We start from the raw sequence: 23961 nt of genomic DNA, 5'->3' as shown, positions 1-23961 counted from the left end.
CGATGCTGCAGGACAAGGACCGCATCTTCACCAATCTCTACGGCCAGCAGTCGTGGCGGCTTGAGGCCGCCCGCAAGCGCGGCGACTGGGACGGCACCAAGGACCTGCTGCTGAAGGGCCAGGACTGGATCATCGACGAGATGAAGAAGTCCGGCCTGCGCGGTCGCGGCGGCGCCGGCTTCCCGACCGGCCTGAAGTGGTCGTTCATGCCCAAGCAGTCGGACGGCCGGCCGAGCTATCTCGTGGTCAATGCCGACGAGGGCGAGCCCGGTACCTGCAAGGATCGCGACATGATGCGGCACGATCCGCACAAGCTGGTCGAAGGCTGCCTGATCGCCGGCTTCGCCATGCGCGCGGTGGCCGCCTACATCTATATCCGCGGCGAGTTCTACCGCGAGGCCGAGAATCTGCAGGGCGCCATCGACGAGGCCTATGCGGCCGGTCTGATCGGCAAGAATGCCTGTGGCTCGGGCTATGACTTCGACGTCTTCGTGCATCGCGGCGCCGGCGCCTATATCTGCGGCGAGGAAACCGCGCTGATCGAGAGCCTGGAAGGCAAGAAGGGCCAGCCGCGCCTGAAGCCGCCATTTCCGGCCAACATGGGCGTCTGGGGTTGCCCGACCACGGTGAACAACGTGGAATCCATCGCGGTGGCGCCGACCATCCTGCGCCGCTCGGCCGAGTGGTTCGCCGGCATCGGCCGCCCGAACAACACCGGCACCAAGGTCTTCTGCATTTCCGGCCATGTGAACAAGCCGTGCAATGTGGAAGAGGAAATGGGCATTCCGCTCAAGGAACTGATCGAGAAGCATGCCGGCGGCGTGCGTGGCGGCTGGGACAACCTGCTGGCGGTGATCCCCGGCGGCTCCTCGGTGCCGCTGCTGCCCAAGGACATCTGCGACGATGTGCTGATGGACTTCGACAGCCTGAAGGCGCAGAAGTCCGGCCTCGGCACCGCGGCGGTGATCGTGATGGACAAGTCAACCGATGTGGTCCGCTCGATCGCCCGCCTGTCTAAATTCTACAAGCATGAATCCTGCGGCCAGTGCACGCCGTGCCGCGAGGGCACTGGCTGGATGTGGCGGGTGATGGAGCGCCTGGTCGATGGCCGTGCCGAGAAGCGCGAGATCGACATGCTGCTCGAAGTCACCACGCAGGTGGAAGGCCACACGATCTGCGCGCTCGGCGATGCCGCGGCCTGGCCGATCCAGGGCCTGATCCGGCATTTCCGCGGCGAGATCGAGCGCCGCATCGACGCGTATCACACCGGCCGGCCGGTTCTGCCGGCAGCGGCCGAGTGACGGCGAGAGCGTAGGCGGGAAGGGTAACGCATGCCGACGTTGACCATCGACGGGATCCAGGTGACGGTTGAGCCGGGCACCACCGTGCTGCAGGCCTGCGAAGCGGCCGGCAAGGAAATCCCGCGCTTTTGCTATCACGAGCGTCTGACCATCGCCGGCAATTGCCGCATGTGCCTGGTCGAACAGGAGAAGGCGCCGAAGCCGATCGCTTCCTGCGCGATGCCGGCCGCCGACAACATGGTGATCAAGACCGACACGCCGATGGTCAAGAAGGCCCGCGAAGGCGTGATGGAGTTCCTGCTGATCAATCATCCGCTCGACTGCCCGATCTGCGACCAGGGCGGCGAATGCGACCTGCAGGACCAGGCCATGGGCTACGGCAAGGGCTCGTCGCGCTACGACGAGAACAAGCGCGCGGTCAAGGACAAGTACATGGGTCCGCTGGTCGAGACGGTGATGACGCGCTGCATCCATTGCACGCGCTGCATCCGCTTTGCCCAGGAAGTCGCCGGCGTGCCGGAACTCGGCGCCATCGGCCGCGGCGAGGACATGCAGATCACCACCTACCTGCAGCAGGCGATGACCTCGGAGCTGTCGGGTAACGTGATCGATCTCTGCCCGGTCGGTGCGCTGACCTCCAAGCCCTATGCCTTTACCGCCCGCTCGTGGGAGCTGCGCAAGACCGAGACCATCGACGCGATGGACGCGGTCGGCGCCAATATCCGCATCGACGTGCGCGGCCGTGAAGTGATGCGCGTTCTGCCGCGCGTCAACGAGGACGTCAACGAGGAATGGCTCTCCGACAAGAGCCGCTTCGCCTATGACGGCCTGAAGGACCGCCGCCTCGACCGCCCCTATGTGCGCAGGAACGGCAAGCTGGAAGCCGCGAGCTGGAGCGAGGCGTTTGCTGCCATCGCCGGCGCACTGAAAGGCGTGGCCGGCAGCCAGATCGCGGCGATTGCCGGCGACATGGCCTGCGGCGAAAGCGTGCTGGCGCTGAAGGACCTGATGGAGAAGCTGGGTTCGCCCAACCTCGACTGCCGCCAGGACGGCGCCATGATCGATCCGGCGACCCGTGCCGGCTATCTCTTCAATGCCGGCATCGCCGGGATCGACGAGGCTGATGCCATCCTGATCGTCGGCAGCAATCCGCGTCGCGAGGCCGCGCTGATCAATGCGCGCATCCGCAAGCGCTTCCTGACCGGCAAGGTGAAGATCGGCCTGATCGGCGGCGAGCAGCCGCAGCTCACCTACAAGTACGATTATCTCGGCGCCGGCGCCGCCACGCTGAAGGACATCGCCGAGGGCCGCAACGCCTTCGCCGAGGTGCTCAAGGGCGCCCAGCGGCCGGGGCTGATCCTCGGCCAGGGCGCCATCGCGCGGGCCGACGGCGCCGCCGTGCTGGCGCTGGCCCGCCAAGTCGCCGATGCTTGCGGTCTGGTCAAGGACGGCTGGAACGGCTTCAGCATGCTGCATACCGCCGCCGCCCGCGTCGGTGCGCTCGACCTCGGCTTCGTGCCGGGGCAGGGCGGTAAAGATGTGGCCGGCATCCTCGCCGGCGCGCAGTCGGGCGAGATCAGGGCCGTCTATCTGCTCGGCGCCGACGAGATCGACACTACGAAGCTCGGCTCGGCCTTTGTGATCTACCAGGGCAGCCATGGCGATGCCGGCGCCAAACGCGCCGACGTCATCCTGCCGGGTGCCGCCTATGCCGAGAAGGACGCCACCTGGGTGAATACCGAGGGCCGCGTCCAGCTCGGCCGCCGCGCCGCCGCGCCGCCGGGCGATGCCCGCGACGACTGGGCGATCATCCGCGCGCTGTCGGATGCCGTCGGCCACAAGCTGCCCTATGACAATCTGGGCATGCTGCGCCGGCGCATGCTGCAGGTCGCGCCGCATTTCTCGGCCGTCGACGCGGTGACGCCGGCCGCCTGGGGTGCCTTCGGTGCCGCCGGGGCGGTGAGCGACGCGCCGTTCGTCTCGACGGTTGCCGATTTCTACCTGACCAATCCGATTGCCCGCGCCTCGGCCACCATGGCCGAGTGCTCCGCCATTGCGAAGGGCGCGGCCATGCCGAAGACGGGGACCCATGACTGACGGTTTCTGGAACATGCTCTGGGCGGGTTACGTCTTTCCGGGCGTCGTGATTCTCGTCCACATCCTGCTGCTGGTGGTGCCGCTGCTGATCGCGGTCGCCTACCTGACGCTGATGGAGCGCAAGGTGCTGGCGGCGATGTCGCTACGCATGGGCCCCAACGTGGTCGGCCCGTTCGGCTTGCTGCAGCCGTTTGCCGATGCGGCGAAGCTGATCTTCAAGGAGCCGATCATCCCCTCGGGGTCGAACAAGTTCCTGTTCCTTGCCGCGCCCTGCATCACCTTCATCCTGGCGCTGATCGCCTGGGCGGTGATCCCGGTCTCGGACGGCTGGGTGATCGCCAACATCAATGTCGGCATCCTGTATCTCTTTGCCATCTCGTCGCTTGGCGTCTACGGCATCATCATCGCCGGCTGGTCGTCGAACTCGCGCTACGCCTTCCTCGGTGCGCTGCGCTCCTCGGCACAGATGGTGTCCTATGAAGTTTCGATGGGCTTCGTCATCATCTCGGTGCTGCTCTGCGTCGGCTCGCTGAACCTCAGCGCCATCGTCAATGCGCAGAAGACGGTGTGGTTCGCCCTGCCGCTCTTCCCGATGTTCATCATCTTCTTCATCTCGGCGCTGGCCGAGACCAACCGGCACCCGTTCGATCTGCCGGAAGCCGAGGCCGAGCTGGTCGCCGGCTACCAGGTCGAATATTCGTCGATGCCCTTCGCCCTGTTCTTCCTCGGCGAATACGCGAACATGATCCTGATGTCGGGCATGACCACGATCCTGTTCCTCGGCGGCTGGCTGCCGCCCTTCGACATCGCGCCGTTCAACTGGATTCCGGGCATCGTCTGGTTCTGCCTGAAAATCTTCATTCTGCTGTTCGTCTTCATCTGGGTGCGTGCCACCGTGCCGCGCTATCGCTACGACCAGCTGATGCGTCTGGGCTGGAAGGTGTTCCTGCCGTTCTCGCTGTTCTGGGTGGTTGCCACCGCGGGCGTTCTTCTCGCCTTCGGCTGGTTGCCGAAAGGGGTGTAAGCCATGGCTCTGCTCGATCGCGGCGCGCGCTCGATCTTCCTCTGGGAAGTGCTCAAGGGGCTCGGCCTGACCTTCAGCTACATGTTCAAGAAGCGCGCGACGGTCAACTACCCGTACGAGAAGGGGCCGCTCGGCCCGCGTTTCCGCGGCGAGCATGCGCTGCGTCGTTACGCCAACGGCGAAGAGCGCTGCATCGCCTGCAAGCTGTGCGAGGCGATCTGCCCGGCGCAGGCGATCACCATCGAGGCCGAGCCGCGCGATGACGGCTCGCGCCGCACCACGCGCTACGACATCGACATGACCAAATGCATCTACTGCGGCTTCTGCCAGGAAGCCTGCCCGGTGGACGCCATCGTCGAGGGGCCGAATTTCGAATTCGCCACCGAGACGCGCGAGGAGCTGTTCTACGACAAGGACAAGCTGCTGGCGAACGGCGAGCGCTGGGAATACGAGATTTCGCGCAACATCGCCGCTGACGCGCCGTACCGTTGAGCGCGCAGGCGAGGGGGTAAACAATGATTATCCAGGCCTTGGCCTTCTACCTGTTTGCGGCGATCACCGTGGCTTCGGCCTTCATGGTGATCGCGTCGCGCAACCCGGTGCACAGCGTGCTGTTCCTGATCCTGGCCTTCTTCAATGCGGCCGGACTGTTCGTGCTGATGGGCGCCGAGTTTCTGGCGATGATCCTGGTGATCGTCTATGTCGGCGCGGTGGCCGTGCTGTTCCTGTTCGTCGTCATGATGCTCGACATCAACTTCGTCGAGTTGCGCCAGGGCTTCCTGCAGTATCTGCCGGTCGGCGGCCTGATCGGCATGATCCTGCTGATCGAACTGATCCTCGTGCTGGGCGGCTGGGTGATCACCCCGGCGGCGCAGCAGGCGGCGGCGACGCCGATCCCGGCCGACATGACCAACACCCATGCGCTCGGCGCGGTGATCTACACGAAGTACATCTACCTCTTCCAGGGCGCCGGCCTGATCCTGCTGGTCGCCATGATCGGCGCCATCGTACTGACCCTGCGGTCGCGGCCGGGCGTGCGCCGGCAGAGCATTGCCGAGCAGGTGAATCGCCAGCGTGACGACGCGGTGGCGATCCGCAAGGTCGAACCGCGCCAGGGCATCTGAGAGAACGGGAACCGGACCATGGATATCGGACTCGGACATTACCTGACCGTCGCGGCGATCCTGTTCACGCTGGGCATTTTCGGCATCTTCTTGAACCGGAAGAACGTCATCGTCATCCTGATGTCGATCGAGCTGATGCTGCTGGCGGTTAACCTGAACCTGGTCGCCTTCTCGACCTACCTGCACGACCTGGTCGGTCAGGTCTTCGCGCTGTTCGTGCTGACCGTGGCGGCCGGCGAGGCGGCGATCGGCCTGGCGATCCTGGTGGTTTATTTCCGCAACCGCGGCTCCATCGCGGTTGAAGACATCAATATGATGAAGGGCTGAGGCGGCGCGATGACGATGTACCATCTGATCGTTTTCCTGCCGCTGCTGGCCGCCATCGTCGCCGGCCTGTTCGGCCGGCGTATCGGCGATGCGGCTGCCATGGCGGTGACCTGCGGCGCGGTGATCATCGGCGCCGTGCTGTCCTGGGTCGCCTTCTACCTGGTGATCGGCCACGAGCAGGTCGTCACCGTGAAGGTGCTCGACTGGATCTATTCCGGCGGCTTCCAGGTCGACTGGGCGCTGAAGATCGACCAGCTCACCGCGGTGATGCTGGTGGTGGTGAACACCGTCTCGGCCGTGGTGCATGTCTATTCGGTCGGCTACATGAGCCACGATCCGCACCGGCCGCGCTTCTTCGCCTATCTGTCGCTGTTCACCTTCGCCATGCTGATGCTGATCACGGCGGACAATTTCGTACAGCTCTACATGGGCTGGGAAGGTGTCGGTCTGGCGTCCTACCTGCTGATCGGATTCTGGTTCAAGAAGCCCTCGGCCAGCGCCGCCGCCATCAAGGCTTTCGTGGTCAACCGCGTCGGCGATTTCGGCTTTGCGCTCGGCATCATGGCAATCTTCGCCGCGGTCGGCTCGGTCAATTTCGAGACCGTGTTCCATGCCGCGCCGGGGCTGGCCGGCAAGACCTTCCATTTCCTGTGGACGGACTGGGACATCCTGAACGTCGCCACCTTCCTGCTGTTCCTCGGCGCCATGGGCAAGTCGGCGCAGCTCGGCCTGCACACCTGGCTGCCGGACGCCATGGAAGGCCCGACCCCGGTCTCGGCGCTGATCCATGCCGCCACCATGGTCACCGCCGGTGTCTTCATGGTCGCACGCTGCTCGCCGCTGTTCGAATACGCGCCCGGCACCATGCAGTTCGTTACCGTGATCGGCGCCTCGACGGCCTTCTTCGCCGCCACCATCGGCCTGGCGCAGAACGACATCAAGCGGGTGATTGCCTATTCGACCTGCTCGCAGCTCGGCTACATGTTTTTCGCGCTCGGCGTCTCCGCCTATCCGGCGGCGATTTTCCACCTGTTCACCCATGCCTTCTTCAAGGCGCTGCTGTTCCTCGGCGCCGGCTCGGTGATCCATGCCGTCGACGGCGAACAGGACATGCGTCGCATGGGCGGCCTGTGGAAGCATATCAAGGTCACCTATGTGATGATGTGGATCGGCAGCCTGGCGCTGGCCGGCCTGCCGTTCTTCGCCGGGTACTATTCGAAGGACGGCATCCTCGAGGCGGCCTGGGCCGCCGGCACCCCGGTCGGCTATTACGCTTTCGCCATGGGTATCGGCGCCGCCGTGCTGACCGCCTTCTATTCCTGGCGCCTGCTGTTCCTCACCTTCCACGGCAAGCCGCGCGCCGACCATCACGTGATGGAACATGTGCATGAAAGCCCGATGGTGATGCTGGCGCCGCTGGCCGTGCTGGCGCTTGGCGCCATGTTCGCCGGCTACCTGTTCCATGACGGCTTCATCGGTCACCACTGGAAGGAATTCTGGGGCGAGGCGATCCTGGTTCTCGATGACCACAAGGCGCTCGAGAACATGCATCATGTGCCGTTCCTGGTGATGATCGCGCCGCTGGTCGTCGGCCTGGTCGGCATCGCGGTCGCCTGGTACGCCTATATCCGCGACCCGGACCTGCCGCGCCGCGCCGCCAAGCAGCAGGTGGTGCTGTACCAGTTCCTGCTCAACAAGTGGTATTTCGACGAGATCTACGACTTCATCTTCGTCCGTCCGGCGATGTGGCTCGGCCGCGTGCTGTGGAAGGAGGGTGACGGCAGGATCATCGATGGCCTCGGGCCCGACGGCTTCGCCGCCACCGTGGTGCGACTGGCGCGTCGCGCCTCGGTGCTGCAGTCGGGCTATGTCTACCATTACGCCTTCGCCATGCTGATCGGCGTGGCGGCGCTGGTGACGTATTTCTTCACCGCGTTCGGACACTGAGCAGGGGACCCGGAGCCAATGTCGAGCATGCCCTTGCTTTCGATCGTCACCTTCCTGCCGCTGGTCGGCGCCGCCTTCATTTTCCTGGCGCGCGGACCCGAGGAGATCGTTGCCCGCAACGCCCGCTCCGTGGCGCTGTGGACCACCAGCATCACCTTCCTGGTGTCGCTACTGCTGTGGCTGAATTTTGACAACAACACCGCGCAGTTCCAGTTCGTCGAGAAGACCGACTGGATCGGCGCCGGCATCAACTACCACATGGGCGTCGACGGCATCTCGATGCTGTTCGTGCTGCTGACCACCTTCCTGATGCCGCTGTGCATCCTCGCCTCGTGGGAAGCCATCGGCACCCGCGTCAAGGAATACATGATCGCCTTCCTGGTCATGGAAACCCTGATGATCGGCGTGTTCTGCGCGCTCGATCTGGTGCTGTTCTACCTGTTCTTCGAAGCCGGCCTGATCCCGATGTTCCTGATCATCGGCATCTGGGGCGGCAAGCGTCGCATCTACGCCAGCTTCAAGTTCTTCCTCTACACGCTGCTCGGCTCGGTGCTGATGCTGCTGGCGATCCTGTACATGTACTTCGTCGCCGGCACGACTGACATCCCGAGCCTGATGAAGCCCGGTCTGTTCACCGCCGGGGCGCAGACCTGGCTGTGGCTGGCCTTCTTCGCGTCGTTTGCGGTGAAGATGCCGATGTGGCCGGTGCATACCTGGCTGCCGGATGCCCACGTCGAGGCGCCGACGGCAGGTTCGGTGATCCTGGCCGGTGTGCTGCTGAAGATGGGCGGTTATGGCTTCCTGCGTTTCTCGCTGCCGATGTTCCCGCTGGCCTCGCAGTATTTCGCGCCCTTCATCTTCACGCTCAGCGCCGTCGCCATCGTCTATACCTCGCTGGTGGCGCTGCGGCAGGAAGACATGAAGAAGCTGATCGCCTATTCGTCGGTTGCCCATATGGGCTTCGTGACCATGGGCATCTTCGCGCTGAACACCCAGGGCGTCGAAGGCGCAATCTTCCAGATGCTGAGCCACGGCGTGGTTTCGGGCGCGCTGTTCCTTTGCGTCGGCGTGGTCTACGACCGCCTGCATACCCGCGAGATCGCCCGCTACGGCGGCCTGGCCAACAACATGCCGAAATACGCCCTGGTGTTCATGCTGTTCACCATGGCCAATGTAGGCCTGCCGGGCACTGGCGGCTTCGTCGGCGAGCTGCTCACCCTGGTCGGCGCCTTCCAGGCCAACACCTGGGTCGCCTTCATCGCCACCACCGGCGTGATCCTCTCGGCGGCCTATGCCCTGTGGCTGTATCGCCGCGTCGTCTTCGGCGAGCTGACCAAGGACGACGTCAAGGCCATGCTCGACATGAGCCCGCGCGAGATCGCCACCTTTGCCCCGCTGGTTGTTCTGGTGCTGTGGATGGGTATCTACCCGGCGCCGTTCCTCGACGTTCTGGCCGCCTCGGTCAAGAACCTGCTCGACCAGCACCAGACCGCACTGGCGGCCGCCAAGGCGGTTGCCATGGCCGCCCGTTAAGGGGAAGACAGGAGTAATCCCGTGACCGCATCGTCGCTTCCCTCCCTCGCGCCGGCCTATCCGGAAATCTGGCTGGCTGTCGCCGCCATGGCGCTGCTGATGTTCGGCGTCTTCCGCGGCGACGGAGCCACCCGCACGGTTGCCTGGCTTGCCGTGTTGGTCCTTGCCGTCACCGCAGTGCTGACGGCCTGCCTGCCGACGGCGCAGACCACCACCTTCGGCGGCCTGTTCGTGGTCGACGGGTTTGCCCGCTTCGCCAAGATCCTGATCCTGCTCGGTTCGGCCTTTGCCATCATCCTGTCGCTCGGTTTCATCCGCTACGAGCGCATGGAGCGCTTCGAGTATCCGGTGCTGATCCTGCTGGCCACCATCGGCATGCTGATGATGGTTTCGGCCAATGACCTGATCTCGCTGTATCTCGGTATCGAGCTGCAGTCGCTAGCGCTCTATGTGATGGCGGCCTTCAAGCGTGATTCCAACCGCGCCACCGAGGCCGGTCTGAAGTATTTCGTGCTCGGCGCACTGTCGTCGGGCATGCTGCTCTACGGCAGCTCGATGATCTACGGCTTTGCCGGCGCCACCAGCTTCCCGCTGATCGCCCAGTCGCTCAAGGCGATTCTGAGCGGCGGCGAGCCGGTCTCCATCGGCCTGATCGTCGGCATCGTCTTTCTCAGCGCCGGCCTGGCCTTCAAGGCCTCTGCCGTGCCGTTCCACATGTGGACGCCGGACGTCTATGAAGGTGCGCCGACCCCGGTGACCGCCTTCTTCGCCGTGGCGCCCAAGGTGGCGGCGATTGCGCTGTTCGTGCGCGCGATGGTCAGCCCGTTCGGCGAGATCGCCGGCGAATGGCAGCAGATCATCATCGTGATCAGTGCCCTCAGCATGATCCTCGGTGCCTTCGCGGCCATCGCCCAGAGCAACATCAAGCGTCTGATGGCCTATTCCTCGATCGGCCATGTCGGCTACGCGCTGGTCGGCCTGGCCGCCGGCACCGAAGAGGGCGTGCGCGGCATCCTGATCTATCTGGCGATCTATCTCGCCATGAATGTCGGCACCTTTGCCTGCATTCTCTGCATGCGCCAGAAGGACCAGATGGTCGAGGGCGTGCAGGATCTCGCCGGCCTGTCAAAGAGCCATCCGGGCATGGCGCTGCTGCTGGCCGCCTTCATGTTCTCGCTGGCCGGCGTGCCGCCGCTGGCTGGCTTTTTCGGCAAGTTCTATATCTTCATGGCCGCGATCAACGCCCATCTCTATACGCTGGCGGTGATCGGCGTGGTCAGTTCGGTGGTCGGTGCCTACTACTACCTGCGCATCGTCAAGATCATGTATTTCGACGAGCCGGGCGAGCCGCTGGCCAAACCGGTGCGCGGCGAGCTTGGCGCGGTAATGACCGTGACCGGCCTGTTCACCATCCTGTTCTTCGTCTTTCCGGGGCCGCTGCTGGCCGCCGCGAGCACCGCCGCCAAGGCGCTGTTTCCGTAATCCGGGATAGATGACGGCCTGGACCCTCCGGGCGTTCGACGTCCTCGACAGCACCAACGAGGAAGTCCGGCGCGAGGCCGAGGCCGGCGCCGCCGAGGGGCTGGCCGTGCTGGCCCGGCGGCAGACCGCCGGCCGTGGCCGCCGCGGCCGGGCCTGGGTCTCGCCCGAAGGCAACCTGTTTCTCTCCGTGCTGCTGCGGCCGAAGGCGACCCCGGCGGAGGCCGCCCGGCTGTCGTTTCTCACCGCCGTGGCACTGGCCGAGGCGGTCGAGCTGGCCGACCCGGCCCTGCGGTCGAAGATCACCTGCAAATGGCCCAACGACGTCCTGCTGGACGGCGCCAAGCTGGCCGGTATCCTGCTGGAATCGCGCACGGCACAGGTTGCTCCGGGATCGGCCGGCGGCGGGCTGGACTGGGTGATCGTCGGCATCGGCGTCAACCTGGCGCATTTCCCGCCCGATACCCCCTATGCCGCCACGGCGCTGGCCGCCCATGGGGTGACGGCGGCGCCGGAGGATTTTGCCGGCTGGCTGCTGGCGCGGCTCGGATACTGGTATGGTCGCTGGCAGGGCGAGGGCTTTGCGCCGGTGCGCGAGGCCTGGCTCGGCCGGGCCCAGGGCATCGGGCAGGCCGTGGTGGTCCGGCTGCCGGACGGTGATCTGCAGGGCCGCTTTGTGGCGCTGGACGAGACCGGGGCCCTGCTGCTGGAATTGCCGGATGGCAGCCGGCAGGCGATTACGGCCGGCGATGTGTTCCCGGCCGCCTGAAGGAGACAGACGCGATGCTGCTCGCCATCAATGCGAACAACACGAACGTGAAATTCGGTGTCATCGACGGCGACCGCATCGTCGGCGAATGGCGCCAGCACACCTCTGCCATGCGCACCGGCGACGAACATGCCGTCTGGCTGATGCAGCTTCTCGCGCTGGAAAAGATCGACCCGAAGGCGATCACCGCGGCGATCATCGCCAGCGTGGTGCCGCAGGCGACCTTCAACCTGCGCCGGCTCTGCACCCGCTACTTCAATGTCGAGCCGCTGGTGCTGGGTGAGCCGGGCGTGACATACGGCATCGAGATCAAGGGGCAGGGGGCCGGTGCCGACCGTATCTGCAACACCGTGGGTGCCGCCGTGCTGTTCCCGAAGACACCGATGGTGATCGTCGATTTCGGCACTGCCACCACCTTCGACGTGGTCGACGCGGCCGGGGCCTATTGTGGCGGCGTGATTGCGCCGGGCATCAACCTGTCGATCGAGGCACTGGTCAGCGCCACCGCCCTGCTGCCGCGCATTGTGGTCGAGAAGCCGAAAATGGTAATCGGCACCACGACGGTGGCCTGCATGCATTCCGGCGTTTTCTGGGGCTATGTCGGCCTGATCGAGGGTATCGTCGCCCGCATCCGCGAGGAATTCGGCAAGCCGATGAAAGTGATCTCGACCGGCGGCCTTGCCCCGGTCTTCGACGGGTCGACCAACGTGATCGAAAAGATCGTGCCGGATATCACCGTGCGGGGCCTGATCGAGATCTACCGCCGCAGCACTGCGAAGTAAGGGCCGATGTCCGAACGTCTCGACAAGAACAGCCTGTATTTCCTGCCGCTCGGCGGGGTCAACGAGATCGGGATGAATCTCAATCTCTATGGCTATGGCGACCAGTGGCTGATGGTCGATCTGGGCACCAGTTTTGCCGACGAAGGCATGCCCGGCGTCGATATGGTGGTGCCGGACGTCACCTGGATCGCCGGCCGCCGCAAGAAGCTGCTCGGCATCGTGCTGACCCATGCCCATGAGGACCATCTCGGCGCCATCAGCCACCTGTGGGACGAACTGCAATGCCCGATCTGGGCGACCGGCTTTGCCGCCAGCGTGCTGCGCCGCAAGCTGGCGGAGAAGGGCATGGAAGACGAGGTTCCGGTCCATATCTACCAGCCGGGCGAACTGATCGAGCTGGGGCCGTTCAAGATCCGCTCGATGAACATCACCCATTCGACGCCGGAGAGCCAGGCACTGGCCATCGAGACACCGCGTGGCATGGTCCTGCATACCGGCGACTGGAAGCTCGATCCGCGCCCGGTGCTGGGGCCGCTGACCGAGATCGAGGCCCTGCGTGGCTATGGCGATCGCGGTGTGCTGGCGTTGGTCTGCGACAGCACCAACGTGTTCAACCGCGGCCATTCCGGCTCGGAAGGCGACGTGCGCGACAGCCTGATGAAAGTGCTGGCCGACAAGCCCGGGCGCATCGCCGTGACCACGTTTTCGTCCAACCTGGCGCGGCTGGAAAGCCTGTTCTCGGTGGCGGACCATCTGGGGCGGCATATCTGCCTGATTGGTCGCTCGCTGCACCGGTTTCTCGGTGCGGCACGCGAGAACGGCTACCTGAAGCATATTCCCAACCTGGTCGACGAGCGTGAGGCCGGCTTCCTGCCGCGCGAGAAGATCATGTATGTCTGCACCGGCTGTCAGGGCGAACCGCGCGGTGCCATGGCCCGCATCGCCTTCAACAGCCACCCCCATGTGGTGCTGTCGCCCGGCGACACCGTGGCGTTTTCCTCGAAGATCATCCCCGGCAACGATCGCACGCTCTATGCGCTGCACAACGAACTGGTCAGCCGCGGCATCGAGGTGATCACCGAGAAGGATGCCTTCATCCATGTTTCGGGCCATCCGTCGCGCGACGAACTGGCCGAGATGTATGCCCTGGCCCGGCCGCAGATCGCCATTCCGGTGCATGGCGAGCCGCGCCATCTGGTCGAGCACGCCCGCTTCGCCCGGAGCCTGCAGGTCCCCCACGGCATCGTGCCGCGCAACGGCGACCTGATCCGGATCGGTCCCGGCGCTCCGGAAGTGATCGAGCAGGTGCCGGCCGGCCGGCTCGCCATCGACGGCGAGGATCTGGTGCCGGTGCAGGGCGGGGCCCTGCAGGTGCGCCGCAAGCTCGCCTTCAACGGCGCCGCCTCGGTCAGTCTGGTGGTCGACGGCCAGGGCCGCCTGCAGGCGCCGCCGCAGGTGCTGCTGGCCGGCGTGGTCAATATCGAACCCGACGAGGTGGCGGAGGAGCTGGCCGAGGCCGTCGCCACGGCCATCGAGAAACTGCGCCCCGGGGCCCAGCGCGACGACGCGGCGCTGGAGCAGGCGGCGATCCGGGCGGTGCGGGCCGGCCTGCGCGGCGAAACCGGCCGCAAGCCGATTACCCAGGTGCATATCGTCCGGCTCGACTAGCGGCGGTCTGCCGCAGCGTCATGGCTTGTCGCGGGCGGCCGGCGGCCTCATATTGCATTGCAGAAGACTTTTGACCAGCAGGGAACGACCGCCATGATCGGCCGCCTCAACCATGTCGCCATCGCCGTGCCGGACCTCGCCGCCGCAGCCGCCACCTATGCCAACACGCTGGGCGCCAAGGTTTCGCCGCCGCTGGCCCAGCCCGAGCATGGCGTGACGGTCGTCTTCGTCGAGCTGCCGAACACCAAGATCGAGCTGCTGCATCCGCTCGGCGAGGGCTCGACCATCGCCAAGTTCCTCGCCAACAATCCGGCCGGCGGCATGCATCATGTCTGCTACGAGGTCGAGGACATCATCGCCGCCCGCGACAAGCTGAAGGCCACCGGTGCCCGGGTGCTGGGCGACGGCGAGCCGAAGATCGGCGCCCACGGCAAGCCGGTGCTGTTCCTGCACCCGAAGGATTTCAGCGGAACCCTGGTCGAGATCGAACAGGTCTGAGTTCAGTCCAGTATCAGTCAGCCAGTATCAGTCAGCCAGTATCAGTCAGTAAGGGGAGGCGCAGCATGACGCCCTTCAACGACGGGGTCGCCTTCATCGTCATCTACATGGCGGTTTTCTTCTGTGTGCTGCCGTTCGGGGTACGGACGCCCGACGAGGCCGGCGAGGAGATGCTGCCCGGCCAGGCGACCTCCGCTCCGGTCAATCCGCGACTCGGCTTCAAGGCCCTGGTCTCGCTCGGGATCGCCGCGGTGCTGTTCGGGATCTATTTCGTGGTCGGCTATTACGACCTGCTGGGCCTCAGCGACCTGTTCGGCCGCAGCTAGGCCTGCCGCACGGCTGCAACCTGACATAGTGCCGGCTCGGGTCGCGAACGGCCTGAAGATCGGCTCTGGTGATCGGGATTGCCTATGGTGCGATAGGCAGCGGGGCCGCAATGCGGGGGCCAGAAAAAAGAAAGGAGCAAGGACATGCCTCGCTCCGCACCCCGTCTCGCACGGGTAAGTTTAAGCCTCCCCAGACTTGGGCCGCCTGTTACCAAGCGGTTGCGTATTTTCTATACCGAATGATGAAACCTGTGTCACTCGAAAAGTTACGACTATCTAACAGAATCTTAATTGCGACCCGCTACGGTAGAAAAATGATCATTCTGGCCCGTTTCACAATTTTGCCGTTGCTGGCGGTTCTGCTGCTGGGCGGCCTCGGTCCGGCCCTGGCGGCGGAAAAGGGCGCCACGGCGGGAATCGGAGCCGAATCGACCGGTGCGGGCGAACCGGCGCCCGTTATTGCCATGTCGGTGGCCGACTGCCGCCGCCTGCTGGCCCGGATCGACAGCGCGGATATCCTGCACCAGCCCGACCCGGGGGTGAATTACCAGCCCGGCCGCGACGTCGACAGCCAGGGCCGGCCGATCGCCCCGGCCGACCTGCCGGGCAGCAATCCGCTGCCGCTGGACGGCATGATCGAACTGCCGATCCGCCTGCCGCTCAGCCAGCTCACCGGCATCAAGGTGCCCAGCAGCATCGCCGATGAATCCAAGCTGCGGATCGCCACGGTCGGCATCGATCCGATGACGGGCCAGCTCAGCTTCAATGGTCAGCCGCTGCAGCCGACTGCCGAAGACGCCGTGACCCGGGCATGCCGGGACGCCATGGTCCGTCCCCAGGCGCACTGACCGGACGGCGAGGGGCCGCGCCGGCATCACCCGCGGCCATTGCGGGGCGGGCCACCCGGCCTTAAAAACGCCCCATTACCCCAGTCACACTCGCGGCCCGACAGGACAATCACCATTATGCGGCTCAGCAGCTACTTCCTGCCCGTTCTCAAGGAAAACCCCAGTGAAGCCCAGATCGTCAGCCACCGGCTGATGCTGCGCGCCGGCATGGTCCGGCAGTCCGCTGCCGGCATCTACAGCTGGCTGCCGCTCGGCCATCGCGTGCTGAAGAAGATCGAGCAGATCGTCCGCGAGGAGCAGGATGCCGCCGGCGCCCAGGAAATGCTGATGCCGACCATCCAGCCGGCCGAGCTGTGGCAGAAGAGCGGTCGCTATGACGATTACGGCAAGGAGATGCTGCGCATCACCGACCGCCACGAGCGGCCCCTGCTGTATGGTCCGACCAACGAGGAGATGCTGACCGACATCCTGCGCGGCGACCTCAAGAGCTACCGTGACCTGCCGAAGATCCTCTACCACATCCAGTGGAAATTCCGCGACGAGGTGCGTCCGCGCTTCGGCGTCATGCGCGGCCGCGAATTCCTGATGAAGGATGCCTATTCCTTCGATCTCGACCAGGCCGGTGCCCGGCGCTCGTACAACCGGATGTTCGTCGCCTACCTGCGCACCTTCGCGCGGCTCGGCCTGCAGGCGATCCCGATGCAGGCCGATACCGGCCCGATCGGCGGCGATCTCAGCCACGAATTCATCGTGCTGGCCGAGACCGGCGAAAGCGGCGTGTTCTGCGACAGGGCGCTGATCGAACGCGACGTGCTCAGCGAGCAGGTCGACTACAGCGGCGACCTGCAGCCCATCGTCGATAGCTGGACCGCGCCCTATGCCGCCACCGAAGAGAAACACGATGCCGCCCGTTTCGAGGCCCTGCCACCGGAGCGCCAGGTGGCGGCGCGCGGCATCGAGGTCGGCCATATCTTCTATTTCGGCGCCAAGTATTCCAAGCCGATGGGCGCCGTGGTGCCCGGGCCGAACGGCGAGCAGATCGCCCTCGAAGGCGGCTCCTACGGCATCGGCGTGTCGCGCCTGGTCGGCGGCATCATCGAGGCAAGCCATGACGACAACGGCATCATCTGGCCGTTCAGCGTCGCCCCCTTCCATGTTGGCCTGATCAACCTGAAGGCCGGCGATGCCGATTGCGATGCCGCCTGCGAGGATTTGTATGGCAAGCTGAAAGCGGCCGGCCTCGACGTACTGTATGACGACCGCGACGAACGGGCCGGCGCCAAGTTCGCCACCATGGACCTGATCGGCCTGCCGTATCAGGTGACGGTCGGCCCGCGCGGCCTGAAGGCGGGAGTGCTGGAAGTGAAGAACCGCGCCACCGGCGAGAAGGAAGAGCTGACCGTCGAGGCCATGCTCGCCAAGCTGGCCGCCGCCCGCGTCGCGTAAACCCAAGGATACCGCATGCCCTTTTTCTCCCGCTTCGAATGGATGCTGGCCCTGCGCTACCTGCGGGCGCGGCGGCAGGAGGGCTTCATCTCGGTGATCGCGATCTTCAGCTTCCTCGGCATCATGCTGGGGGTGGCGACCCTGATCATCGTCATGAGCGTGATGAACGGTTTCCGCGCCGAGCTGCTGGGCCGCATCCTCGGGCTGAACGGCCATCTGACCATCCAGTCCGAGGCGGCGCTGACCCTGCATGACTACGACCGCATCGCCGGCACGGTCGGCCGGCTGCCCGGCGTGGTGCTGGCCAACCCGATGATCGAAGGCCAGGTCATGGGCACCGCCAACAACACCGCCGCCGGGGTGCAGGTGCGCGGCGTGCGCGGGGCGGACCTGATGCACGAAAAGGCGCTGGCGAACGGCCTGCGGGCCGGCACGCTGAAGGGTTTCGACGACAGCGAGGGCGTGGCGGTCGGCTACCGGCTGGCCAGCCGGCTCGGTCTCAGGCTCGGCGACCAGATCACCCTGATTTCGCCGCAGAGCACGACGACGCCGTTCGGCACGGTGCCGCGGCTGGCGCGTTTTCCCATCGTCGCCGTCTTCGACGTCGGCATGTTCGAATACGATTCCAGCTTCGTCTACATGCCCTTCAAGCTGGCGCAGACCTATTTCCGCATGCCCGGCCAGGCGACCGCCGTGGAGGTCCGGCTGGCCGACCCGCAGCAGGCGCGCCAGGCGGCCAACGAGATCATGCAGGCGATCGGGCCGCAGTATCGGCTGTATGACTGGCAGCAGGCCAATGCCCATTTCGTCAATGCGCTGGATGTCGAGCGCAATGTCATGTTCCTGATCCTCACCCTGATCATCGTGGTGGCGGCCTTCAACATCATTTCCAGTATGATCATGCTGGTGAAGGACAAGGGCCGGGATATTGCCATCCTGCGCACCATGGGCACCTCGCGGGCCAGCATCATGCGGGTCTTCGTCATTGCCGGCGCCAGCATCGGCGTGCTCGGCACTGGCGCCGGCTTCCTGCTCGGCATCAGCTTCGCGCTGAACATCGAGAGCATCCGCCAGTTCCTGCAGCGCCTGACCGGCACCGACCTGTTCTCGGCCGAGATCTACTTCCTGTCCAAGCTGCCGGCCCAGGTCGACAACGGGCAGGTGATGGCCGTCGTCGTGATGGGCCTCGCGCTGTCGCTGCTGGCGACGCTGTACCCCTCCTGGCGGGCCGCCCGGCTCGATCCGGTGGAGGCGCTACGTTATGAGTGAGGCAAAGACAAGTGAGATGAAGGCTGGCGCGGTGCTCAGCCTGCAGGATATCCGGCGTACCTTCCGCCAGGGTGGCGAGAGCATCGAGGTGCTGCGCGGCGTCGACCTTGCCGTGCAGGGCGGCGAGATCGTCGCGCTGCTGGGGCCGTCGGGCTCGGGCAAATCGACGCTGCTGCATATTGCCGGCCTGCTGGAGCAGCCGAGCGACGGCCGCATCGTCATCGGTGGCGAGGATTGCAGCCGCATGGGCGAGGCCGCCCGCACCATGACGCGGCGCCAGCGCATCGGCTTCGTCTACCAGTATCACCATCTGCTGCCGGAATTCTCGGCGCTGGAGAATGCCGCCATGCCGCTGCGGGTGCGCGGGCAGGGCAGGCGCGAGGCGCTCGCCACCGCCGGTGCCCTGCTGCAGCATCTCGGCCTCGGCCACCGGCTCACCCACCGCCCGGCGCGGCTGTCCGGCGGCGAGCAGCAGCGTGTCGCCATCGCCCGCGCCGTGGTCGGCCGGCCCGACCTGCTGCTGGCCGACGAGCCGACCGGCAATCTCGACGAGAAGACCGCCGAGATCGTGTTCGGCGAACTGACCGGTCTGGTGCGCAATGCCGGTATCGGCGCGCTGATCGCCACCCATAACCTCGAGCTGGCGAAACGCATGGACCGCGTCGTCACCCTGCATGAGGGACGGCTGCAGGCAGCCTGAGGCTGCAGCCGCGGGGGTGAGGCATGCCGGATCGGGAACGGCCGGAAGGAAATGCGGGCGAGGCTGCGTACGAGGATGATCTCTCGCTGCGGCTGAGCAGCGACAGCAGCACCCGTGCCGTCCTCTTCTCGCTGCTGATCCTCGGCTTCAATATCTGGGACCGGTTCATCGACGCCGCCCATGCCGATACCGCCCTGCTGTGGCGGATCGCCACGGCCGCCGCGATCCTGCTGGTACAGGGCCTCTGGGTGCTGTCACGGCGCAAAAGCTATCGGCTGTACCGCCGGCTGGTGCTGATCCACACCGTGACCGTGCCGCTGGGGATGACCATGGCGGTGGCGGTGCTCGACCAGGGGCTGCTCTACGGCCTGTCGAATTTCATCTTCCTCTACATCTGGATTCCGAGCGTGCTGCCTAGCCGGCGCGATGCGCTGACCGGCGGCGTGCTGGCGGGGCTGACTATCCTCGGCGTCGTTCTGGTGCGCGGTGCCGGCGGCCTCGCGGTCGGCAACATCGTCACTCTGGTGGGGCTGGGCACCGTGCTGGCGATGATGACGGCCACCAAGTTCGAGGCGGCGCTGCGCCGGGCCTGGGGCCAGGAACAGATTGCCGCCCGCGAGGCGCGTACCGACATGCTGACCGGCATGGTCAACCGGCGGCGGTTCGAGGAGGCGGCGGCGGCCGAATGGCGGCGCTGCCTGCGCTATGGCCGCGAGGCGACGCTGATCGTGTTCGACCTCGACCGCTTCAAGCAGATCAATGACGAACACGGCCATGCCGCCGGCGACATCGTGCTGCGGCAGGTGGCGGATGCCTGCCGGGCCGAGATCCGCGACATGGACATGGTCGCCCGCATCGGCGGCGAGGAATTCGCCGTGCTGCTGCCGGAAACCCCGATGATCGCCGGTGGCCGGCTGGCCGAACGCCTGCGGCTGCGCATCATGGCGCTGTCGATCGATACCCGCCGCGGCCTGGTGCAGCCGACCGCCAGCTTCGGCGTGGCGCCTTTGCTGGCCGGGGCAACCGACTGGCAGTCGGCGCTCGACCTGGCAGATGCGGCGCTCTACCGCGCCAAGGACCAGGGCCGTAACCGGGTCGAGATGGCGGCGGTAGCTAGCTAAAATCATAGGTCAGTATTTACCTGGCTCGTTTAAAGCCCGAGCTTTGGCAAACCTTGGTCTTAAGAAAATGGATATTTTACGCCTTGAATGTCATCTATCGGAAACGGAGGTTTCTGGTAGAGCGGAGACTTTGAATTATTTTTCTGAAGCCATTTCAAGTACCCGTCTATTTCAGGTCCGCCGAGGTTAATCGAAAACTCTACTCCGAAGAGCGCTATGATGAAGTAGACTTCAGAGCTTATGGAGCCATCTGGTAGTCTTGATTCTGGCGAAGTAAATAAGAAGTCCGACTCATGCGTAATCAGATAGCGCTCCTCACCATCCAATATGTATGCATTCTCTGAGTAAATTCGACGTATATGCACAGGCCAGTATTTCTCACCATTGCCATAGCGAGCGTATTCCCGCAGCGGATCTAATTGCGGATCGTCAATGACTGCTTCTTGCCATCCGTGCGTGCCCATTAACCTGTGTGTCAAAGATTCAATTGCTGCTTTTGCGACGAACCTACTTGTTATTCGCTTTTCTGGAATGGATCCGGGGGGCAGAATAAGCGTCCCTTCTTTCATTTTAAAAAGAGAACGGGCAGCGCTAACGGACAGGTCCAGCTTATGAGTGCCGCTCAGCCCAAAGTGTAGTCCGTGGATGCCATCGATATGCGGTAGAAGGACTTGGTGAGGAGGGATGCGTCCTTTTTTGCTTTGGATAAAATTCCGCGCACGTAAATTTTGTAGAAATCCAGTTTCTAAAAATGGCTTTTCTATTTTTGATGAGAAGTAGTTGTTGCATGAATCGCAGACAAACCCTTTTGGTAAAACGAAGTTTTTGTTGCCGAGAGATTCGGGGATTATATGTTCGACACTTGAAAATTTCTTAGCGGTCTGTTTGCAAAATATGCAGCGCATTGCAAAGTCGCTTCGTTAATAATGAGGTTGTTCATCCTACTCCGGATGGGATCGTTGGGACTTATGTTTTTTCGCACCCACCGTTTTCACGGCTCTGGCCCCAGATCGCAGGCGCGCGGTTGATCGGCACCGACGCCTGACGACTCAGCCGGCCGGCTTCGGCGCGGCGGTCCGCGGTGCCCGGCCCGGCAGGGTCATGGCGACCACCCCGACGAAGACGCAGGCAAAGCCGATCCAGGCGGTTGGCCCGAGCTGCTCGTTCAGGAACAGCACGCCGATGCCGACGCCGATCGGCACCCGCAGGTAGGCTTGCGCCGTGGTACCGACCGAGCCCAGCGTATGGATCAGCCGGAAATAGATCACGAAGGCCAGTGCCGTCGAGAAGACCGACAGGCCGAGCAGGGCCAGCACCGAACTCGTCGACGGCACCAGCGTCCAGGGCCGGTCGAGCAGCAGGCTGGCCGGCACCAGCAGCGCGGCGCCCGACAGCATCGAGCCGGCCGCCGGCAGCATCGGGTCGAGCCCCTTGAAGCCGCGGCCGAAAATGGCCGCCCCGGCATAGCAGACCGTCGCCGCCACGATGGCGAGCTGGGCCAGCAGCTCGCGGCCGAGCCCGTTCAGCGCCTGCAGGCCGATGATCAGGCAGATGCCGGTCAGGCCGGCCAGCACGCCGAACAGCTTGCGGAAGCTGACCGGCTCATGGCGGGTGATCGCCACCGTCAGCAGGAAGGTGAAGATCGGCGAGGTGGAGTTGAGGATGGTGGCCAGCCCGGCATCCACCGTGTATTCCGCCCAGGCGATCAGGCAGAAGGGTACCACGCTGTTGAGGACGGCCTGCACGAGAAAGCGCCGCCAGGTGGCGCCGTCGCGCGGCAGGGCGATACCGCGCAGGCGCAGGATGCCGAGCAGCAGCAGCCCGGCGATCAGGGTGCGACAGGCGATCAGGGTCACCGGCGGGATGGTGGCGATCCCGAGCTTGATGAAGGTGTAGGAGGCGCCCCACAGGGTCGCCAGTGCCAGCAGCAGGGCAAACTCGATGGCGGGGGCGGCAGGTTTCGCGGTCTGGTCGGTCATGGGGTCCGGGTGGGGTTGTTATGACGGCCAGACTGTCATGCCGCGGCCGGCCGACGCTTCGGTTCCGGCCGAAGTGTCGCGGTCAGGCGCTGCGCCGCCGGCCCATCCATTGCTCGCGGCTCTGGCCCCAGACCACGGTGGCGCTGTTGATCGGTGCCGGCAGCCAGCCGTCGCGCAGGATGGTTGAGCCCAGCCGTTTGGCGACCGCCTGCGAATTCACATTCTCGGGTGCGATGGTGTGCACCACCTCGGTCCAGCCGAGGTTATCGAAGGCCCAGTCGATGGCGGCCGTCGCACTTTCGATGGCATAGCCCTTGCCCCAGGCATCGCGCACCAGGGCCCAACCCACCTCGGTGCCGGGCCAGTCGGCCGGGCACCACGGGCCGAGCCGGCCGATCCAGCAACCGCTGGCCTTTTCGAGCACCGAAAACATGCCGAAGCCGTCCATCGCCCAGGCGCCGGCCATCAGGCGCAGCATGCGCCAGGCGACGGCACGCTCCTGCGCGCCGCCGATGAAGCGCTGCACCTCGGCATCGGCCACGAAGGCCGCCCATGGCTCGAAATCCTCCGCCTGTGGCGGGCGCAGGATCAGGCGGTCGGTTTCAAGGACGGGCAGCGGCTTGGACATGGCATGGCCTCGGTGCGGGTCATGTCATCCTGCCTAGGCGATTGTGCCGTCGCGTGCAATCTCAGGATTGTGCCAGTGCAATCTCGGCTTCGGCCCAGGTCCCGGTGCGGGCGAGCTGCGGCGCGTAGTCGGGTTCGCTCCATTGCAGTGGCACGGCGCCACGGATCAGCCGGCCGCCGTCCGCGGGCTCGAAGCGCAGCAGGCGCTGGGCGCCCTTGAAGGCGGCGATTTCCGGGCCGTCCAGCACGACCGCGGCCGTGCCGGTCAGGGTCAGCAGGTCGCCGGTCGCGAAATCGACGAACAGCAGGCCGGCCCGGGGATTGATGGCGATGTTGCCCAGCGTGTTGAAGAACAGGTTGCCGGAGAAATCCGGGATGGTCAGCACGCTGCGGCCGTCTTCTTCCGTCACCCGCACGAAGCCGGGGCGGCCGCCGCGATGCGAGACATCGACGCCCTGCTCGCGCGGACCGCTGCCGGCCGCGGCCGACGCCGAGGCAATGAACAACGTGTCGGCCGCGCGGACCAGCGCCGTGGCCGCAGGCGACAGCAGCGCGCTTTCGGCCGCGACCGCATGCGGCGCCGCGATGGTCTCGGGCAGGTCGCGGAAGCGATGCTGGCGCACCTGGATGTACTGCGGGCAGTTGCCGAAGCTCTGGTCCACCTGCACCGAGAAGACACCGTCGCCGACCTCGGTGACGTGGCCGTTCATGCGGTTGCGCCGGCGGGTAGCCAGCTCGATGCCGAGCAGGCCGATCGGCATGCCGGCGGCCAGATGCTCCGACAGCGGGTCGGCGGCGGCCGGCCGGGCCGAAATGACCAGCGTGTGGTCGTCGGGCGAGGCAACGAAGCCCGGCACGCCGACCAGCAGCGAGGCCCAGGGCCGGCCTTGGGCATCGAGGCTGCCGGCCAGCATCATCGGCAGCTTGGTGAACAGCTCGCGATGCTGGTCGGGCATGAAGTCGCGGATGACCTGGTTGCCGACCTGGGCCATGCGCTTGCGCGAACCAGCCAGCAGTTGCAGGGCCTGTTCGCCGGAATGGAAAGCCTCCGGCGGCGTATCGGTCATCGAACCGGTGAGGATCGCGGTCATGGTCA

At 65.3% G+C, this 23961-nt stretch carries 23 protein-coding genes; 19 read left to right on the top strand and 4 right to left on the bottom strand.

The features are described from left to right. Positions 1–2 precede the first annotated feature (2 nt). The 19 genes from nuoF (at position 3) to ACFOOQ_RS13840 (ending at position 20259) form a co-directional block, all read left to right on the top strand. Entirely contained in the window at positions 3–1301 is a 1299-nt protein-coding gene (nuoF, locus tag ACFOOQ_RS13930) for an NADH-quinone oxidoreductase subunit NuoF (protein WP_379727700.1), read from the top strand. A 30-nt stretch (positions 1302–1331) separates the two neighbouring features. Beyond that, positions 1332–3398, top strand: a complete 2067-nt coding sequence (gene nuoG / locus ACFOOQ_RS13925) for an NADH-quinone oxidoreductase subunit NuoG (protein ID WP_379727698.1) — start codon at positions 1332–1334, stop codon at positions 3396–3398. Positions 3399–3411: 13 nt separating this feature from the next. After that, complete coding sequence (gene nuoH, locus ACFOOQ_RS13920) at positions 3412–4422, top strand: NADH-quinone oxidoreductase subunit NuoH (protein WP_379728655.1); 1011 nt, start codon at positions 3412–3414, stop codon at positions 4420–4422. A 3-nt stretch (positions 4423–4425) separates the two neighbouring features. Then, positions 4426–4914 carry an NADH-quinone oxidoreductase subunit NuoI gene (gene nuoI, locus ACFOOQ_RS13915; RefSeq protein WP_379727696.1) on the top strand — a complete coding sequence of 163 codons (489 nt, stop codon included), beginning with the start codon at positions 4426–4428 and terminating at the stop codon, positions 4912–4914. 23 nt (positions 4915–4937) lie between these two features. Beyond that, positions 4938–5546, top strand: coding sequence for an NADH-quinone oxidoreductase subunit J (locus ACFOOQ_RS13910; protein WP_379727694.1), 609 nt, complete (start codon positions 4938–4940; stop codon positions 5544–5546). An 18-nt stretch (positions 5547–5564) separates the two neighbouring features. Beyond that, positions 5565–5873: an NADH-quinone oxidoreductase subunit NuoK gene (nuoK, locus tag ACFOOQ_RS13905; protein WP_379727692.1), complete on the top strand. Its 309-nt coding sequence runs from the start codon at positions 5565–5567 to the stop codon at positions 5871–5873. Positions 5874–5888: 15 nt separating this feature from the next. Then, a complete protein-coding gene (gene nuoL, locus ACFOOQ_RS13900) occupies positions 5889–7820 on the top strand; it encodes an NADH-quinone oxidoreductase subunit L (protein WP_379728653.1) in 1932 nt (643 codons plus the stop codon). A gap of 18 nt (positions 7821–7838) precedes the next feature. Further along, positions 7839–9353, top strand: coding sequence for an NADH-quinone oxidoreductase subunit M (locus ACFOOQ_RS13895; protein WP_379727690.1), 1515 nt, complete (start codon positions 7839–7841; stop codon positions 9351–9353). Between the two features lie 21 nt (positions 9354–9374). Beyond that, a complete protein-coding gene (gene nuoN / locus ACFOOQ_RS13890) occupies positions 9375–10835 on the top strand; it encodes an NADH-quinone oxidoreductase subunit NuoN (RefSeq protein WP_379727688.1) in 1461 nt (486 codons plus the stop codon). A gap of 10 nt (positions 10836–10845) precedes the next feature. Beyond that, positions 10846–11601 carry a biotin--[acetyl-CoA-carboxylase] ligase gene (locus ACFOOQ_RS13885; RefSeq protein ID WP_379727686.1) on the top strand — a complete coding sequence of 252 codons (756 nt, stop codon included), beginning with the start codon at positions 10846–10848 and terminating at the stop codon, positions 11599–11601. Positions 11602–11615: 14 nt separating this feature from the next. Beyond that, on the top strand, positions 11616–12383 hold the full coding sequence (locus ACFOOQ_RS13880) for a type III pantothenate kinase (RefSeq protein ID WP_379727683.1): 768 nt from the start codon (positions 11616–11618) through the stop codon (positions 12381–12383). Positions 12384–12389: 6 nt separating this feature from the next. After that, positions 12390–14051 carry a ribonuclease J gene (locus tag ACFOOQ_RS13875; protein WP_379727681.1) on the top strand — a complete coding sequence of 554 codons (1662 nt, stop codon included), beginning with the start codon at positions 12390–12392 and terminating at the stop codon, positions 14049–14051. Between the two features lie 93 nt (positions 14052–14144). Then, on the top strand, positions 14145–14549 hold the full coding sequence (mce, locus tag ACFOOQ_RS13870) for a methylmalonyl-CoA epimerase (RefSeq protein WP_379727679.1): 405 nt from the start codon (positions 14145–14147) through the stop codon (positions 14547–14549). A 65-nt stretch (positions 14550–14614) separates the two neighbouring features. Next, positions 14615–14875: a DUF1467 family protein gene (locus ACFOOQ_RS13865; RefSeq protein WP_379727677.1), complete on the top strand. Its 261-nt coding sequence runs from the start codon at positions 14615–14617 to the stop codon at positions 14873–14875. 314 nt (positions 14876–15189) lie between these two features. Then, positions 15190–15723, top strand: coding sequence for a hypothetical protein (locus ACFOOQ_RS13860; RefSeq protein WP_379727675.1), 534 nt, complete (start codon positions 15190–15192; stop codon positions 15721–15723). A gap of 117 nt (positions 15724–15840) precedes the next feature. Continuing rightward, a complete protein-coding gene (proS, locus tag ACFOOQ_RS13855; protein ID WP_379727673.1) occupies positions 15841–17169 on the top strand; it encodes a proline--tRNA ligase in 1329 nt (442 codons plus the stop codon). Positions 17170–17184: 15 nt separating this feature from the next. Continuing rightward, positions 17185–18438 carry a lipoprotein-releasing ABC transporter permease subunit gene (locus ACFOOQ_RS13850; RefSeq protein WP_379727671.1) on the top strand — a complete coding sequence of 418 codons (1254 nt, stop codon included), beginning with the start codon at positions 17185–17187 and terminating at the stop codon, positions 18436–18438. Beyond that, positions 18431–19138, top strand: coding sequence for an ABC transporter ATP-binding protein (locus ACFOOQ_RS13845; RefSeq protein WP_379727669.1), 708 nt, complete (start codon positions 18431–18433; stop codon positions 19136–19138). The genes ACFOOQ_RS13850 and ACFOOQ_RS13845 overlap by 8 nt, the downstream gene beginning before the upstream one ends. A gap of 23 nt (positions 19139–19161) precedes the next feature. Then, positions 19162–20259, top strand: coding sequence for a GGDEF domain-containing protein (locus ACFOOQ_RS13840; protein WP_379727667.1), 1098 nt, complete (start codon positions 19162–19164; stop codon positions 20257–20259). Positions 20260–20318: 59 nt separating this feature from the next. Here the strand turns inward: ACFOOQ_RS13840 and ACFOOQ_RS13835 are convergent, their stop codons facing one another. The 4 genes from ACFOOQ_RS13835 to ACFOOQ_RS13820 form a co-directional block, all read right to left on the bottom strand. Beyond that, on the bottom strand, positions 20319–21164 hold the full coding sequence (locus ACFOOQ_RS13835) for an HNH endonuclease (RefSeq protein WP_379727665.1): 846 nt from the start codon (positions 21162–21164) through the stop codon (positions 20319–20321). Positions 21165–21308: 144 nt separating this feature from the next. Continuing rightward, entirely contained in the window at positions 21309–22238 is a 930-nt protein-coding gene (locus ACFOOQ_RS13830; RefSeq protein WP_379727663.1) for a DMT family transporter, read from the bottom strand. 82 nt (positions 22239–22320) lie between these two features. Further along, positions 22321–22866, bottom strand: a complete 546-nt coding sequence (locus ACFOOQ_RS13825; protein ID WP_379727661.1) for a GNAT family N-acetyltransferase — start codon at positions 22864–22866, stop codon at positions 22321–22323. Between the two features lie 61 nt (positions 22867–22927). Beyond that, a complete protein-coding gene (locus tag ACFOOQ_RS13820) occupies positions 22928–23956 on the bottom strand; it encodes a pyridoxamine 5'-phosphate oxidase family protein (protein ID WP_379727659.1) in 1029 nt (342 codons plus the stop codon). Between the last annotated feature and the right edge of the window lie 5 nt (positions 23957–23961).

This window comes from Ferrovibrio xuzhouensis, from assembly GCF_042648965.1.
GTDB classification, from domain to species: domain Bacteria; phylum Pseudomonadota; class Alphaproteobacteria; order Ferrovibrionales; family Ferrovibrionaceae; genus Ferrovibrio; species Ferrovibrio xuzhouensis.
This window is presented reverse-complemented; position numbering and strand designations above follow the sequence as displayed.

Bases quoted from the DNA above. Each gene is read 5' to 3' on its own strand.
- nuoF (WP_379727700.1), top strand. From the start codon at position 3: ATGCTGCAGGACAAGGACCGCATCTTCACCAATCTCTACGGCCAGCAG.
- nuoG (WP_379727698.1), top strand. From the start codon at position 1,332: ATGCCGACGTTGACCATCGACGGGATCCAGGTGACGGTTGAGCCGGGC.
- nuoH (WP_379728655.1), top strand. From the start codon at position 3,412: ATGCTCTGGGCGGGTTACGTCTTTCCGGGCGTCGTGATTCTCGTCCAC.
- nuoI (WP_379727696.1), top strand. From the start codon at position 4,426: ATGGCTCTGCTCGATCGCGGCGCGCGCTCGATCTTCCTCTGGGAAGTG.
- ACFOOQ_RS13910 (WP_379727694.1), top strand. From the start codon at position 4,938: ATGATTATCCAGGCCTTGGCCTTCTACCTGTTTGCGGCGATCACCGTG.
- nuoK (WP_379727692.1), top strand. From the start codon at position 5,565: ATGGATATCGGACTCGGACATTACCTGACCGTCGCGGCGATCCTGTTC.
- nuoL (WP_379728653.1), top strand. From the start codon at position 5,889: ATGTACCATCTGATCGTTTTCCTGCCGCTGCTGGCCGCCATCGTCGCC.
- ACFOOQ_RS13895 (WP_379727690.1), top strand. From the start codon at position 7,839: ATGTCGAGCATGCCCTTGCTTTCGATCGTCACCTTCCTGCCGCTGGTC.
- ACFOOQ_RS13885 (WP_379727686.1), top strand. From the start codon at position 10,846: ATGACGGCCTGGACCCTCCGGGCGTTCGACGTCCTCGACAGCACCAAC.
- ACFOOQ_RS13880 (WP_379727683.1), top strand. From the start codon at position 11,616: ATGCTGCTCGCCATCAATGCGAACAACACGAACGTGAAATTCGGTGTC.
- ACFOOQ_RS13875 (WP_379727681.1), top strand. From the start codon at position 12,390: ATGTCCGAACGTCTCGACAAGAACAGCCTGTATTTCCTGCCGCTCGGC.
- mce (WP_379727679.1), top strand. From the start codon at position 14,145: ATGATCGGCCGCCTCAACCATGTCGCCATCGCCGTGCCGGACCTCGCC.
- ACFOOQ_RS13865 (WP_379727677.1), top strand. From the start codon at position 14,615: ATGACGCCCTTCAACGACGGGGTCGCCTTCATCGTCATCTACATGGCG.
- ACFOOQ_RS13860 (WP_379727675.1), top strand. From the start codon at position 15,190: ATGATCATTCTGGCCCGTTTCACAATTTTGCCGTTGCTGGCGGTTCTG.
- proS (WP_379727673.1), top strand. From the start codon at position 15,841: ATGCGGCTCAGCAGCTACTTCCTGCCCGTTCTCAAGGAAAACCCCAGT.
- ACFOOQ_RS13850 (WP_379727671.1), top strand. From the start codon at position 17,185: ATGCCCTTTTTCTCCCGCTTCGAATGGATGCTGGCCCTGCGCTACCTG.
- ACFOOQ_RS13845 (WP_379727669.1), top strand. From the start codon at position 18,431: ATGAGTGAGGCAAAGACAAGTGAGATGAAGGCTGGCGCGGTGCTCAGC.
- ACFOOQ_RS13840 (WP_379727667.1), top strand. From the start codon at position 19,162: ATGCCGGATCGGGAACGGCCGGAAGGAAATGCGGGCGAGGCTGCGTAC.
- ACFOOQ_RS13835 (WP_379727665.1), bottom strand. From the start codon at position 21,164: ATGCGCTGCATATTTTGCAAACAGACCGCTAAGAAATTTTCAAGTGTC.
- ACFOOQ_RS13830 (WP_379727663.1), bottom strand. From the start codon at position 22,238: ATGACCGACCAGACCGCGAAACCTGCCGCCCCCGCCATCGAGTTTGCC.
- ACFOOQ_RS13825 (WP_379727661.1), bottom strand. From the start codon at position 22,866: ATGTCCAAGCCGCTGCCCGTCCTTGAAACCGACCGCCTGATCCTGCGC.
- ACFOOQ_RS13820 (WP_379727659.1), bottom strand. From the start codon at position 23,956: ATGACCGCGATCCTCACCGGTTCGATGACCGATACGCCGCCGGAGGCT.